General features: G+C 57.1%; 8 protein-coding genes and 2 rRNA genes. 7 read left to right on the top strand and 3 right to left on the bottom strand.

The window, feature by feature from the left end:
• Window positions 1-78: 78 nt before the first annotated feature.
• Both H3U90_RS03060 and H3U90_RS03065 read right to left on the bottom strand, forming a co-directional pair.
• A 23S ribosomal RNA gene (locus H3U90_RS03060) occupies window positions 79-3150 on the bottom strand.
• 409 nt (window positions 3151-3559) lie between these two features.
• A 16S ribosomal RNA gene (locus tag H3U90_RS03065) occupies window positions 3560-5084 on the bottom strand.
• The 16S and 23S rRNA genes sit together here, the layout of an rRNA operon.
• A gap of 657 nt (window positions 5085-5741) precedes the next feature.
• Between H3U90_RS03065 and H3U90_RS03070 the strand changes: the two genes are divergently transcribed.
• The 7 genes from H3U90_RS03070 (at window position 5742) to H3U90_RS03100 (ending at window position 12030) form a co-directional block, all read left to right on the top strand.
• Window positions 5742-6497 (top strand): Sir2 family NAD-dependent protein deacetylase, encoded by a 756-nt coding sequence (locus tag H3U90_RS03070; protein ID WP_046322234.1) that lies wholly within the window; start codon window positions 5742-5744, stop codon window positions 6495-6497.
• A 1083-nt stretch (window positions 6498-7580) separates the two neighbouring features.
• Complete coding sequence (locus tag H3U90_RS03075; RefSeq protein WP_198176997.1) at window positions 7581-7763, top strand: hypothetical protein; 183 nt, start codon at window positions 7581-7583, stop codon at window positions 7761-7763.
• On the top strand, window positions 7756-7911 hold the full coding sequence (locus tag H3U90_RS03080; RefSeq protein ID WP_198176998.1) for a hypothetical protein: 156 nt from the start codon (window positions 7756-7758) through the stop codon (window positions 7909-7911). The genes H3U90_RS03075 and H3U90_RS03080 overlap by 8 nt, the downstream gene beginning before the upstream one ends.
• 403 nt (window positions 7912-8314) lie before the next feature.
• Window positions 8315-8458: a hypothetical protein gene (locus H3U90_RS03085; RefSeq protein WP_015021173.1), complete on the top strand. Its 144-nt coding sequence runs from the start codon at window positions 8315-8317 to the stop codon at window positions 8456-8458.
• Window positions 8459-8821, top strand: a complete 363-nt coding sequence (locus tag H3U90_RS03090) for a hypothetical protein (RefSeq protein ID WP_198176999.1) — start codon at window positions 8459-8461, stop codon at window positions 8819-8821. It abuts the gene before it with no gap.
• Window positions 8822-9308: 487 nt separating this feature from the next.
• Window positions 9309-11333, top strand: a complete 2025-nt coding sequence (locus tag H3U90_RS03095) for a bacteriocin-associated integral membrane family protein (RefSeq protein WP_198177000.1) — start codon at window positions 9309-9311, stop codon at window positions 11331-11333.
• A gap of 25 nt (window positions 11334-11358) precedes the next feature.
• Window positions 11359-12030 (top strand): ATP-binding cassette domain-containing protein, encoded by a 672-nt coding sequence (locus tag H3U90_RS03100; RefSeq protein WP_198177001.1) that lies wholly within the window; start codon window positions 11359-11361, stop codon window positions 12028-12030.
• 244 nt (window positions 12031-12274) lie between these two features.
• On the opposite strand, the gene ilvA is transcribed toward H3U90_RS03100, so the two are convergent.
• A complete protein-coding gene (gene ilvA / locus H3U90_RS03105) occupies window positions 12275-13540 on the bottom strand; it encodes a threonine ammonia-lyase (RefSeq protein WP_198177002.1) in 1266 nt (421 codons plus the stop codon).
• Window positions 13541-13567 lie beyond the last annotated feature (27 nt).

The following is a 13567-nucleotide window of genomic DNA, read 5'->3' on the forward strand; positions in this document are numbered from 1 at the left end:
TGTGCGTGTTCGTGTTCATTGCCGCAGGCATGTGTTTCGCAGTCGGGTTGATGCCGCCACCCCTCCAGGGGGGTGGGTGTTGTGTTGTCCTCGACCATTAGTGCCGGTCGGCTCCGCCCCTTGCGGGGTGTCCACGTCCGGTCTATCGACCATGTGTTCTGCATGGGGTCTTCAGAAGCCCGGAGGCTTCATGGAATCCTTATCTTGGAGGGGGCTTCCCGCTTAGATGCTTTCAGCGGTTATCCCATCCGAACGTAGCCAACCGGCCGTGCCGCTGGCGCGACAACCGGCATACCAGAGGTTCGTCCACCCAGGTCCTCTCGTACTATGGGCAGGGCTCCTCAAGATTCCAACGAGCGCAGAGGATAGAGACCAAACTGTCTCACGACGTTCTGAACCCAGCTCGCGTGCCGCTTTAATCGGCGAACGGCCGAACCCTTGGGACCTGCTCCAGCCCCAGGATGCGACGAGCCGACATCGAGGTGCCAAACCATCCCGTCGATATGGACTCTTGGGGATGATCAGCCTGTTATCCCCGGGGTACCTTTTATCCGTTGAGCGATGCCGCGTCCGTACGCCGGCACCGGATCACTATCTCCGACTTTCGTCCCTGCTCGACCCGTCGGTCTCGCAGTCAAGCTCCCTTGTGCGATTGCACTCGACACCCGATTGCCAACCGGGCTGAGGGAACCCTTGGGCGCCTCCGTTACTCTTTGGGAGGCAACCGCCCCAGTTAAACTACCCGCCAGGCACTGTCCCTGGCCGGGATGACCGGCCGAGGTTAGAGGCCAGATGAGGACAGAGCGGTATTTCACATTACGGCTCCACGGATGCTGGCGCACCCGCTTCGAAGCCTCCCGCCTATGCTACACAGTCCGCACCTAACGCCAATACCAAGGTATAGTAAAGGTCCCGGGGTCTTTTCGTCCTTCTGCGCTTAACGAGCATCTTTACTCGTACTGCAATTTCGCCGAGCTCCTGGTCGAGACAGTGGGGAAGTCGTTACGCCATTCGTGCAGGTCGGAACTTACCCGACAAGGAATTTCGCTACCTTAGGATGGTTATAGTTACCACCGCCGTTTACCGGGGCTTGAATTCACCGCTGCCCCCTCCGAAGAGGGATGACGGATCCTCTTAACCTTCCGGCACCGGGCAGGCGTCAGTGCATATACAGCGACTTACGTCTTCGCATGCACCTGTGTTTTTGGTAAACAGTCGCTACCCCCTGGTCTGTGCCGCCCCAGCCGGCTCCGCGCGCAAAGGCGCCTCACCGGCCGGGGCCTCCCTTATACCGAAGGCACGGGAGTGATTTGCCGAGTTCCTTGACCAGGATTCGCTCGATCGCTTTGGTATACTCTACCTGACCACCAGTGTCGGTTTGGGGTACGGGCGGCGCCACTCCTCACGCCGAAGCTTTTCTCGACGGAACGGCACACCGGATTCGGGGCACAAGACCCCCCATCATCACACCTCGCGCTCATGCCGGGCGGATTTGCCTGCCCGACGCGCCGCATGCTTGACCACGGATAACCACCACCGCGGCCCGGCTCCCGTTCCGTGTCACTCCCGCGCTACCCGCCACGCATCCACACGCCGGTCCCATGCCATCGGACGGTCCGAAGACCACCACCCGACACAGGTAAGGGCATGCTTCCACGTCTTGGATTGGACGGCTTGACGCCGGTAGGAGAATATCGACTCCTTCATCCATTCGACTACGCCTGTCGGCCTCGCCTTAGGACCCGACTCACCCGGGGACGACGAACGTGGCCCCGGAACCCTTGGTCATCCAGCGGACGGGATTCTCACCCGCCTCTCGCTACTCATGTCTGCATTCTCACTTCCACGCGGTCCACGGCCGGCTCACGCCGCCGCTTCGCCCCACGCGGAACGCTCTCCTACCCAGCACAGCGAACTGCGCTGCCGCGTCTTCGGTGGCGTGCTTGAGCCCCGCTACATTATCGGCGCGGAACCACTAGACCAGTGAGCTGTTACGCACTCTTTCAAGGATGGCTGCTTCTGAGCCAACCTCCTGGCTGTCTATGCGACTCCACATCCTTTCCCACTTAGCACGCGCTTGGGGACCTTAGACGACGATCTGGGCTGTCTCCCTCTCGACGACGGAGCTTATCCCCCGCCGACTCACTGCCGCGATACACCTCACATGTATTCGGAGTTTGGCTGCTGTCGGTACCCGATACGGGCCCTCAAGCATCCAGTAGCTCTACCCCATGGAGGCACTCACGCGACGCTGCACCGAAATGCATTTCGGAGAGAACCAGCTATCACGGAATTTGATTGGCCTTTCACCCCTAGCCCCAGGTCATCGGCCCGGTTTTCAACCCAGGTCCGTTCGGTCCTCCACGCGGTCTTACCCGCGCTTCAACCTGCCCAGGGCTAGATCATCCCGCTTCGGGTCCAGGACACGCGACTGGAAACGCCCTTATCGGACTCGCTTTCGCTACGGCTGCCCCACACGGGTTAGCCTCGCCACGCACCACTGACTCGCAGACTCATTTTTCGATAGGCACGCCGTCACCCCGAAGGGCTCCGACGGATTGTAGGCACACGGTTTCAGAAACTCTTTCACTCCCCTCCCGGGGTGCTTTTCACCTTTCCCTCACGGTACTCGTACGCTATCGGTCAGACAGGAATATTCAGGCTTACCCCACGGTCGGGGCGGATTCACACGGGATTCCACGAGTCCCGCGCTACTTGGGAACAAGAACCGGCAGGCGGCGCGCCTTCGGCTACGGGGCCATCACCCTCTACGGCCGGGAATTCAATCCCGTTCGCCTCACACGCCGCTTTATCACTGCCGCCGGGCCCGTCGGAGCCCGGACGCCAAGTCCCACAACACCCATGCCGCAACCCCCGACGGGTATCACACGGCACCGGTTTGGCCATCATCCGCTTTCGCTCGCCACTACTCACGGAATATCCTTTCCTGCAGGTACTGAGATGTTTCACTTCCCTGCGTACCCCCCGCACGAATGCGGTGCCGGCCCATCACGGCCGGCGGGTTACCCCATTCGGACACCCTCGGATCAAAGCCCTGTCGGCGGCTCCCCGAGGCCTATCGCGGCCCCACGCGTCCTTCATCGGTCCTGTCTGCCAAGGCATCCACCATGCGCCCTTGCCGACAACACGACCACAGGCCATGCCACGACAACAACAACTGCGAACTGCCAGACGACAAATCATCACACTAAACGATCACAAAACGATCGACCCGAACCCACTCAAAAAAATAGGCTCGGACGAAACAATACAGCAGACAGCCAGCCCGAAAAGCCGGCCATCCGCTCGCGTCCACTATCCAGTTCTCAAACCACCAGCACACCGACAGGACCCGACGCGGGACAAACCCCACGCAGGAACCCGACGGGCGACGGGAACACCACCCACAAAGGTGGCGGTCCGGGAACCCAACAGCGCATCCATGCCACAGCCTCAAGACCGTTCCACGCCAGCACGCCCACACCATCCGGCCATCCGGCCGGACCCGCAGGCACGACCCCCACGCAGACCGCGCAGGGGATTTCCATAATCTCCGTAGAAAGGAGGTGATCCAGCCGCACCTTCCGGTACGGCTACCTTGTTACGACTTAGTCCCAATCGCGGACCTCACCTTAGACGGCTCCCCCCCAAAAGGGTTGGGCCACCGGCTTCGGGTGCTGCCCACTTTCATGACTTGACGGGCGGTGTGTACAAGGCCCGGGAACGCATTCACCGCGGCGTTGCTGATCCGCGATTACTAGCGACTCCGCCTTCACGGAGCCGGGTTGCAGGCTCCGATCCGAACTGAGACCGGTTTTCAGGGATCCGCTCCATGTCACCATGTCGCATCCCGTTGTACCGGCCATTGTAGCATGCGTGAAGCCCTGGACGTAAGGGGCATGATGATCTGACGTCATCCCCACCTTCCTCCGGGTTAACCCCGGCGGTCCCCCGTGAGTTCCCGGCACGACCCGCTGGCAACACGAGGCGAGGGTTGCGCTCGTTGCGGGACTTGACCCAACATCTCACGACACGAGCTGACGACGACCATGCACCACCTGTGAACCGGCCCCGAAGGGAAGCCACGTCTCCGCGGCCGTCCGGCACATGTCAAGCCCAGGTAAGGTTCTTCGCGTTGCATCGAATTAATCCGCATGCTCCGCCGCTTGTGCGGGCCCCCGTCAATTTCTTTGAGTTTTAGCCTTGCGGCCGTACTCCCCAGGCGGGATGCTTAACGCGTTAGCTCCGACACGGAACCCGTGGAACGGGCCCCACATCCAGCATCCACCGTTTACGGCGTGGACTACCAGGGTATCTAATCCTGTTCGCTCCCCACGCTTTCGCTCCTCAGCGTCAGTGACGGCCCAGAGACCTGCCTTCGCCATCGGTGTTCTTCCCGATATCTACACATTCCACCGTTACACCGGGAATTCCAGTCTCCCCTACCGCACTCCAGTCCGCCCGTACCCGGCGCCGATCCACCGTTAAGCGATGGACTTTCACACCAGACGCGACGAACCGCCTACGAGCTCTTTACGCCCAATAAATCCGGATAACGCTTGCACCCTACGTATTACCGCGGCTGCTGGCACGTAGTTAGCCGGTGCTTATTCGAAAGGTACACTCACTCTCGCTTGCTCCCAATCAAAAGCGGTTTACAACCCGAAGGCCGTCATCCCGCACGCGGCGTCGCTGCATCAGGCTTTCGCCCATTGTGCAATATTCCCCACTGCTGCCTCCCGTAGGAGTCTGGGCCGTATCTCAGTCCCAATGTGGCCGGTCGCCCTCTCAGGCCGGCTACCCGTCGAAGCCTTGGCAGGCCATCACCCCGCCAACAAGCTGATAGGACGCGACCCCATCCCATGCCGGTAAACCCTTTCCCACACCATCATGCGACAGTGCGGAGCATCCGGCATTACCACCCGTTTCCAGGAGCTATTCCGAAGCATGGGGCAGGTTGGTCACGCATTACTCACCCGTTCGCCACTCTCACCAGGCAGCAAGCTGCCCGGATCCCGTTCGACTTGCATGTGTTAAGCACGCCGCCAGCGTTCATCCTGAGCCAGAATCAAACCCTCCACAAAAAAACATCATGAAGAAGCCGAAACGACTCACATCAATAATTGACGGGCCGGCTTCCATAAGGAGGAAACCAACCCACGAAAAACCCCGACACCCCTCACAACGCTCCCACGTACCCGACAACAGTCGGGCGGGCATCGGACTGGCAATCAAAAAGCTATAAGTAGCACAAACACGCTCTTGAGTTCTCAAACCACCACCACACCAACAAGCCATTCAACTTCCTCCCGGAAGAAGAACCGCCGTGTTGAGCAGCAAGAGATAAACTTACCACGAGCCTGCCAAAACGCAACTCGGCCCTTCCATAAACGCCCTCAAAACCAGCAATAACAAGCCCTCAAACGGCGTGTCGTTTCATGCTCCTTTCTAACTTTGAGTCTCGCGAAGATGGGCCTTCAGCCCACGGTCCCTGCTTCATGTACACATTTTATTCACAAGGCAATAATCAGGCCACAGCTGGGTCGGCGTGTCAGCATAGCCCCTTCGTGGTCGTTCTGAATTCTGGCCATAGGCAGCCATGTCCAGTGCGCGTTTCTCTTTCTGCCCTCAAATGCCACTCATCCACAACTCACAGACGTCAATGTTGATATAGGTGCATATTCGCGCACCATGTCGATCTTCGACTCATAGAGTCTATTAACAGATGGTAAGACGGGTATATGAGCACAACAATTGCAGTACTGACCGGGGCGGGAATCTCGACTTCCGCCGGCATACCGGATTTTCGCGGGCCTGACGGGGTTTGGACCAAACACCCTGATCAGATGAACGTCTATGACTTGGACCTGTTCATGAGTGACCGGAAGCAGCGGGAGTATTCATGGCGGTGGCAGAAGGAGTCACCAGTCTGGAAGGCCCAGCCCGGAGTAGCGCACAAGGCACTGGCCAGGCTGGAGCAGGCAGGCATGCTGAACCTGCTGGCTACGCAGAACTTCGATGCCCTCCACGAGAAAGCCGGCAACTCCGAGGACGTCATCGTCAACCTTCACGGAACCATCGGCAGCTCCCATTGCATGAAGTGCGGCCAGGCATATCGGACTGCCGACATCATGGCCAAGCTTGATCAGGAGCCCGATCCACACTGCCACAAGCCCATGCCCTACCAGGGCAACATGCCATGCAATGGCATCATCAAGACTGATGTGGTCTACTTCGGTCAGGCCCTGCCCGAGGGAGCCATGGAAAAGAGCATGAGACTAGCCAGCCAGGCTGATCAATTCTGGGTGATCGGTTCGACCTTGGAGGTGTATCCGGCGGCCTCACTGGTGCCGGTGGCAGCCCAAGCAGGTGTGCCAATCACCATCATGAACATGGGTTCGACCCAGTATGATTCTCTGGCAACCCGACTCATCCACGAACCCATCGAAGAGGCACTGCCCAAACTCGTCGACAAAACCATCGCCGGACAGGGTTGATTCACTGACTGCCCTGCGCAATTGCTGGAACAGATCTGCGATCTGCAGATTTCTGATGGATCCTGCAAGAACCTGCGGGGCCCGCTATGGCAATCCTTGCGCCGTCTTCCGTCTCACTACAGACAGACTCCGCCTGTACCGGTCCCCTGTCAGCGTCGTTTTGGAACACCGGCACCCCTAACACGCGGATACTCTGCATCAGGTAGCGAACCCCTGCCCCAGAAGAAGGACAGCGAATCGACTCCGGAAGCCGAAGTCTTCCCGCCCGAGCAAAGCTCTGATGCCCTGGACATGCCCTTATCAGCACCGACGAGGACTGGGACCGGATACCAATAGGGCCCATGAAAGTGGAACAGGAATAACCGCGCTCCCCCCGCCCCTCTGCATCCAACTCGCCCCCGTCCCATCTCCCCACCTATTTGCAGCACCGATAGAGTCGATTCTTTGCTCCAAAACACCCATAGCCACGCCACAATGATCAGCAGGCACCCCACTGGCTTCCAGCCATACATCCCAGCGGAGCCTCTTCATGCCCGATAGCATACTTTTAGTAGAGCCATAAGCCTAAAACGCCTTGCCCAAACAGAGCTCCGACGCTTCCGACATAGAATCTGGCTCTCAGATAGTCACCAAGTAGATTAAACGTGTATTAGCCGAGCTCAAACTCGCCTGAAAGACATGATCACGAGTCCAAATTCATCGGGAAAAGAAACGGCCGCTTAATGGTGACCGCATCCGGCGAACTAGCTGGGCCATCATGACGCACCAGGCAGGGCAAAACTTCCTCTGACCGTAGACAATCAAGCCGGGGAGTGCCGAATATCCTGGAATGTCCTCATGCGTGGTCACCGTGGTCTGGCTGGTTCGGTTTCAGGCGTGAAGGAGGCTCGCTCTATACGCTATCGAGATGATTGTGGCGAGGCGTGCGGATGGCTTTCTGCATGCATTCCACGCCATCCCCGTCACCGACAGGTGGAGGCATTTGCTACATCGCAGATGATGGCGGTTTGCTGAATGACCCGCCATACCCGACTGTTTGGCCTGGGGATGATGGTCCCCCGATAAAAAGAAAGGGAAACGCAGGTGAGCTATACAAGCGAGGGGCTTGATGCGATGGCTGACCGGGGCGAGCTGAAGCCCGAGCCGGGGACTACGGTGTACAGGGATCCCGGTGCTCCGGCCCTGACGGATAAGGATTTGATGGGCATCTTCGCCGGCCGGCCCGCGAAGAGGAGCACCGATCCGCCAACGTGGAACTATGCGTGAAAGTCACGCGACCATGAAGGCCGCCCTGACCCGCATCGCTCGGGAGGAGAACCTGCATACCTCCTCGGCGCTGGTTCGCCCCGTCCTGGCGGACTCCATCCAGAAGCGGGCAGGAACAGGTAAAGAGGTTCAATCTTCCCGTTGCTGAGATTGATCTGCTTCCGGATGACATTGTCTTAAAGCACAAGGAACCTATAAAACGACCCGATTATCAATAAGTAATAACAGGCAGTGTGTTATGAGTTGGTGGACATTGGTTGTGCTGCAGTGATGGTCAGGTTCGCACCGAGTTCTCGTATAGCACTAAGCACAGTACGGAAAGAGGGGTTTGGGGGACTTTGAATGCACAAAACCCTCTTAGCCTACTCGCAGTATGGCTAACGAGGGGTCTCCTATATACCTGTGCTAGAAAACTTGAATTTATGATTTTGATTTTGACGGTGGATGACTTCGCTTCGCGGTCATTGGGGAGACGCTCATTGAGAAGCTGCGCGAACAGTTTAAGAGCGTGGCCGGAGAACTGCAATCGCTGCTGGACGAAACGAGGAGACATGGACAAGAACCCGAACCAGAGCAACGAGGAGGACCTGAGTGCACGACTGTGCGAGACGAGGCAGGTGCTCGAGGAGCTCAGGAACTACCAGGGCGCGCAGATACAGCTCGTCACCAGCCGCCAGGTGAACCTCAGGGAGTAGTTGGAGACGATAACCTCCACGATGGAACAGGTCAACCAGATGCTGTTGACCAGCTTGCAGCGATTAGAGGACTCAGGCAACAGGCAGAGCGAAGCCTCAAGGAAGGTCATCCTCTTTGGCTACAAGGCGTTCGAGGAGAACGTGGAGCAAACGGCGAGCAGGAACGAAACACAGCTCAGAAAGATGCACGACGAGCAGCGGCAGCGGTACGTGAACGAGGGACTCTTGAGGCTGCAGAGCAAGCAGAACAGCGGGCTCGACTCGCTCGCCCACGACGTCACACGACACCTCGACGAGGCACTGGTCTCACTCGATAGACAGGCCAGCGAGCAGATCAGACGGATGAGCAACCGGCTCGGCTGACATCAGACCCGCAACTGGCTGACCGCCACCATCCCCACCAGTGTCATCACCAGCGACATTCTCTACATGATTCCGCACTGCATCCACTAAACATCCCATGCTCATGGTGTGAGTGTAACCAAGCAAACTGGTCTTTTATGTGTTGTCCGAATTCCGGCAGGGGTATTGTTCCAGGAGTGGTGGCGTCATCGTACCAGTTCGGATTTCCACATCGGTGTCAGTGACATGAGAGCAGTCTCAATGTGTGAGAGGCCGGAATGAGTTAGCTGTGTTTATGGAGTAGAATAGTCAGCGGTAGAACGTTTTCGCCTCATATTTGCTTTCAAAGGAGAAGACTATGAGGAAGTTTGGGAAAGTTGTTGCTTCATGAATGGCAGCTCCTGCCTTGTCGGCCGGCATGTGTCTGCTCTTTGTTTTGGGTGGGTGAGGTGATTTGCGAATTCACTGGATTCAACGGTTGACGATTTGGGCTTCCTTGATTCTCACCATGGTGGTGACATTCGAGATGCTTATCACTATCGACCAGGAGCTTCCTGCGGGTACTGGTACCTCTTTCACCGTCGAGAGGGTTGATACCGCGACGAAGGCGGATGCCGTGCGTGCGATTGCTCAAGCTTCAAGAAATTTAGGGATCAATGTTTTCAAGATCCAACCTTCATTTCGTGATTCAATGAAGTCTCGTGTTCTCGTGGCCTTTGTGGGTGACCAAAAGTCTTTTCAACGAAATGGAGGGTACGATTATCCTTCCTTTTCAACGCGTGACCAGTCAACGAAAGTAGTTTCTTATAAAGAGATTACAACCCAGGACTTGCGCGGAAGCTATGCGACCAATGCGGATAGGTCGCATATGGAACAGCTCGCCAAGGCTTTGTCACGTTCCCGGATAGTGGTTGACGAATCACAAAGCCTCTGGTCACGAGGCCTCTGGATAGGTGCGACGATATATGCGTTAGGGAGGGGTGGCCTTTGGGCGGGAGTCGCCATCATCGCCATCACGTTGGTGGTTTCCACCGCGTATTCCCTGTCCAGGAACAGGAAGATACATGCGATCAAGGCGATGCACGGTTATACCAGCGGAAGGATACTCGTCGGCGAGCTGGTTTCACTGCTCGCCACGCTCGTCGTGGGATTGATGACGATTGCCTTGGTGGGATTGCCTTTCCTCTGGCTTATCAATAACTTCCACCAGATTTGGCGACTCCTTCGAGGGCTGTTTATCGCCGTGGCTGTATTGACAGCATATCTTGTCTTCCTAACGTTGGTTTTAGGCGGTGCCAGTACATTCCGCAATCGAATACCCGCCGTTCTCAACGGAGAGGGTAACGAACTCCGTGATGGCATCATCGCGGGTTTTGCCCAGTTCATGGTGGTGGCTGTTCTCTTTGGCACCATCAGTGGGTCTCTGAATAGAATCAGCGCAATACAGAGCACCAGCCGGTCCTTGGCACAATGGTCTCGCATCTCGGATCAATATGTCCTCAGATTGTCAGTCAACACCAACACCCCACACGAGGATGAGCTCCGGGCAGCGCCTCCCCTGATGAAAGTAATCGAGGATCTTGACAGCAGAGGGAAGGCGATGTTGGTCGGGTATAATAAATTTGGCTCCGATTATTACGATGATCCTTACGAACCGGACGGATCCGATTCGATGATAGTGAGCCCGAACTATCTAGACAAACAACCAATTGTCGGGCTTGATGGGAAACCGGTTAGAGTGGTTGGAAAAGATATCGGCGCTTTCACACTCCTAGTGCCTTCATCATATAAAGGGGACCCCAGGGCTTTGTTGAAGAAATACGCCGAACATTTCAAGGGAATGTGCCAAGAGGATGTTACCCAGAAACAGAAACCAAATTCCTGCAACCCCCACGGCGTCTTGGTCCGCACACGTTCGGGCCAAGACATATCCCTCTTCTCGGGAACGCAGTTCATGCCTGCGGAAGATCAGCAGAGGCTGTCTTTGAAAGATCCAGTGGTAGCCGTCACATCCCCATCGTCGAGGTTGATCAGCCCCATGGGATACCTATCATACACATCAATGGATTGCGTATTGTTCTCTGATCCGGAACTCCTGCAAAGTAGGCTGGACCATTATGGAATCTCCGGATACTTCCAGGGTATTGACAACGCCAAGGACTCGGTGGCATATACGTTGTCATTATCCCGCAACGAGCAACGTGGGGACATCATAGCCATATCGTTCGGTCTGGCAGCTTTCATGATGGCCATCCTTGTGTGCTCGGCCGCGTATTGTGCAAGACGACGCAGACTCTCCTTCGTTCAATTCATCCATGGATACGGGTTTTTCAGAAGACATGGAAGCTTTCTTATCATGCAGAATATCGGGATGCTGCTGACCCTCATGGCAGTCGGCATTATCGGCTCGATGAACAAGGTTGCGGATCTGGTGGCTGGAACATTGCTCTTCGCTGTATCCAGCCTCATCATGGCCATTACCGTATCGGTATACGAATCAAGGTTCCGTGCCGACGACATCAAACGCCCGTGAATCCACGGTGCGGAGGGAGATGCATATGACAGACGCAGGCAGGCAGCCGACATTGAAAGTCGAAGGACTTACCAAGAAATTTGCGGAACACACGTTATGGTCGAGACTGTCCTTCGACGCTGGTCCTGGTTCCATAATCGCAGTGAGCGGGCCGTCCGGTGCAGGCAAGACGACCCTGCTCAACTGCATCGGCTTGTTGGAGGACTTCAATGAAGGATCGGTCACTTACAGCGAACGGACATTCCGCTCCGGTTATTTGCATAAGAGCCGGAAGGGGCAGCGAGTGTGTCTTCGCGAAAACATAGGATTTCTATTCCAGAACTATGGTCTTGTCGAACAGTGGAACGTGTCGCATAACCTGCAGATTCCCCTCAAAATGAAGAAGCGCGAGCATCGCAAGGAACGGGACGAACGAATCGGCAGAGTACTTGACATCGTCGGAATGAATGGCTCGCAGAAGAAAAAGATTTACACCCTATCGGGCGGGGAACAACAGAGAATCGCCCTCGCGAGGCTCCTGCTCAAACAGCCGAATGTCATTCTTGCAGACGAACCGACCTCTGCGCTGGATCAGGACAACGCCAACGTCGTAATACGCATACTGTGCGAACTTGCCCAACAAGGCGCTGCCGTCATCATCTCAACACACAATGAGGAAATAAAGCAAATCTGTACGTCGATCATCGAAATAGGCTGATATACCCACACCCTCCACCCGCAGACCGTGGCGACTCCGGGGAAGGGACTCCGCCTGTGATAAGACGCAAGCCAGCACAAGAATCGCCATAGAATGGCCCTTTAAGAACCAGCAAGTCTCATCAGCCAAGCCCAGCAAAGGCATCGGCGATTCCGACTGTTCTCTCGGCGATAATCATTGTCCATCATTGTCCCCGAACATCGGATGCCAGGCACAGGCACCGGATCCAATCGGGACATAGTGCTCAGTAGTTCTGATGGACCTGGAAGCCTCGACTGCGCAAGGTATCCAGAATCTGGGTGATGTGATCGGGGCCGTTGGTCTCCACAGTCACCTCCAAGAGCACGCCGTTGTCATAGTGGCCGGAGGATTTGAACTGATCGTGGTTGAGCTCGATCACATTGGCACGCAGGTCGGCCAGGACCGTAGCCACCTTGACCAGCTGGCCAGGTACGTCGGGCAACTCCACGCCGAACTGCATGATGCGCCCGCGGGAGATCATCCCCCGCTGGATGACGGCACCCATGGTGACCGTATCAATGTTGCCGCCCGAGATGATGGGGACAATCACATGCGGCCCGGGAGCCGACCGGAAGACATCGGACTGCAGATCCAACTGGCCCAGGGCGGCCAGGGAGACGGCGCCAGCTGCTTCGACCACCAGTTTGTGCTTCTCCAGCATGAATAGGATCATCTCGGAGATGTCGCTTTCGGTCACCTGGACCAGATCATCCATATAGCGGCTGAGCAGGGCGTAGTTCAGATCGCCGGGACGCCTGACGGCCACGCCCTCGGCGGCCGTACGCATCTGATCCGCCGCGACCACATGACCAGCTGTCAGAGATTCACGCCAGGCCGGAGATCCGACCGGGGTGGCTCCGATGACTCTGACGTCTGGCTTGAAGGTCTTTACGGCGAGCGCCACTCCGGCGCCCAGCCCGCCCCCACCCAGGGGAACCACGATATCGGTGACATCGGGCACGTCCTGAAGAATCTCCATGGCGATGGTCCCCTGGCCGCAGACGACCTCGTAGTCGTCAAAGGGCGGAACGAAGGTCATGCCGCGGTCACGTGCCAGGCCCAGGGCGTATTCGGAACTTTCATCGAAGACCTCGCCCTGCAGGACAACCTCGGCACCATAGGCCCGAGTGGCATCGACCTTGAGCGGCGGCGTGATCCGAGGCATGACGATGGTGGCCTTCGCGCCCCGGCTGCGTGCGGCAAAAGCCACCCCCTGGGCATGATTGCCAGCGGAAGCGGTGACGATGCCGCGGTCCAGCTCGTCCTGATTCAGCGAGGCCACCTTGTTGTAAGCTCCGCGAATCTTGAAGGATCCGGTCAGCTGCAGATTCTCCGGCTTGAGCAGAACGCGATGGCCTATCCGAGCACCCAGGTCATCGGATTTCTCGATAAGAGTATGGCGGGCTACACCTTCCAGACGTTGGGCGGCTTTGCGCAGATCAGCGGCATGATCGGCCTGAAGACAGGCTGTGATTGTTGAAGTATCCATGCTCCAAGTATGGTCGGCCGGACCCGA

Source organism: Bifidobacterium sp. W8103 (assembly GCF_016100775.1).
GTDB classification, from domain to species: domain Bacteria; phylum Actinomycetota; class Actinomycetes; order Actinomycetales; family Bifidobacteriaceae; genus Bombiscardovia; species Bombiscardovia choladohabitans.

Bases quoted from the DNA above. Each gene is read 5' to 3' on its own strand.
- H3U90_RS03070 (WP_046322234.1), top strand. From the start codon at position 5,742: ATGAGCACAACAATTGCAGTACTGACCGGGGCGGGAATCTCGACTTCC.
- H3U90_RS03080 (WP_198176998.1), top strand. From the start codon at position 7,756: ATGCGTGAAAGTCACGCGACCATGAAGGCCGCCCTGACCCGCATCGCT.
- H3U90_RS03085 (WP_015021173.1), top strand. From the start codon at position 8,315: ATGGACAAGAACCCGAACCAGAGCAACGAGGAGGACCTGAGTGCACGA.
- H3U90_RS03095 (WP_198177000.1), top strand. From the start codon at position 9,309: ATGGTGGTGACATTCGAGATGCTTATCACTATCGACCAGGAGCTTCCT.
- H3U90_RS03100 (WP_198177001.1), top strand. From the start codon at position 11,359: ATGACAGACGCAGGCAGGCAGCCGACATTGAAAGTCGAAGGACTTACC.
- ilvA (WP_198177002.1), bottom strand. From the start codon at position 13,540: ATGGATACTTCAACAATCACAGCCTGTCTTCAGGCCGATCATGCCGCT.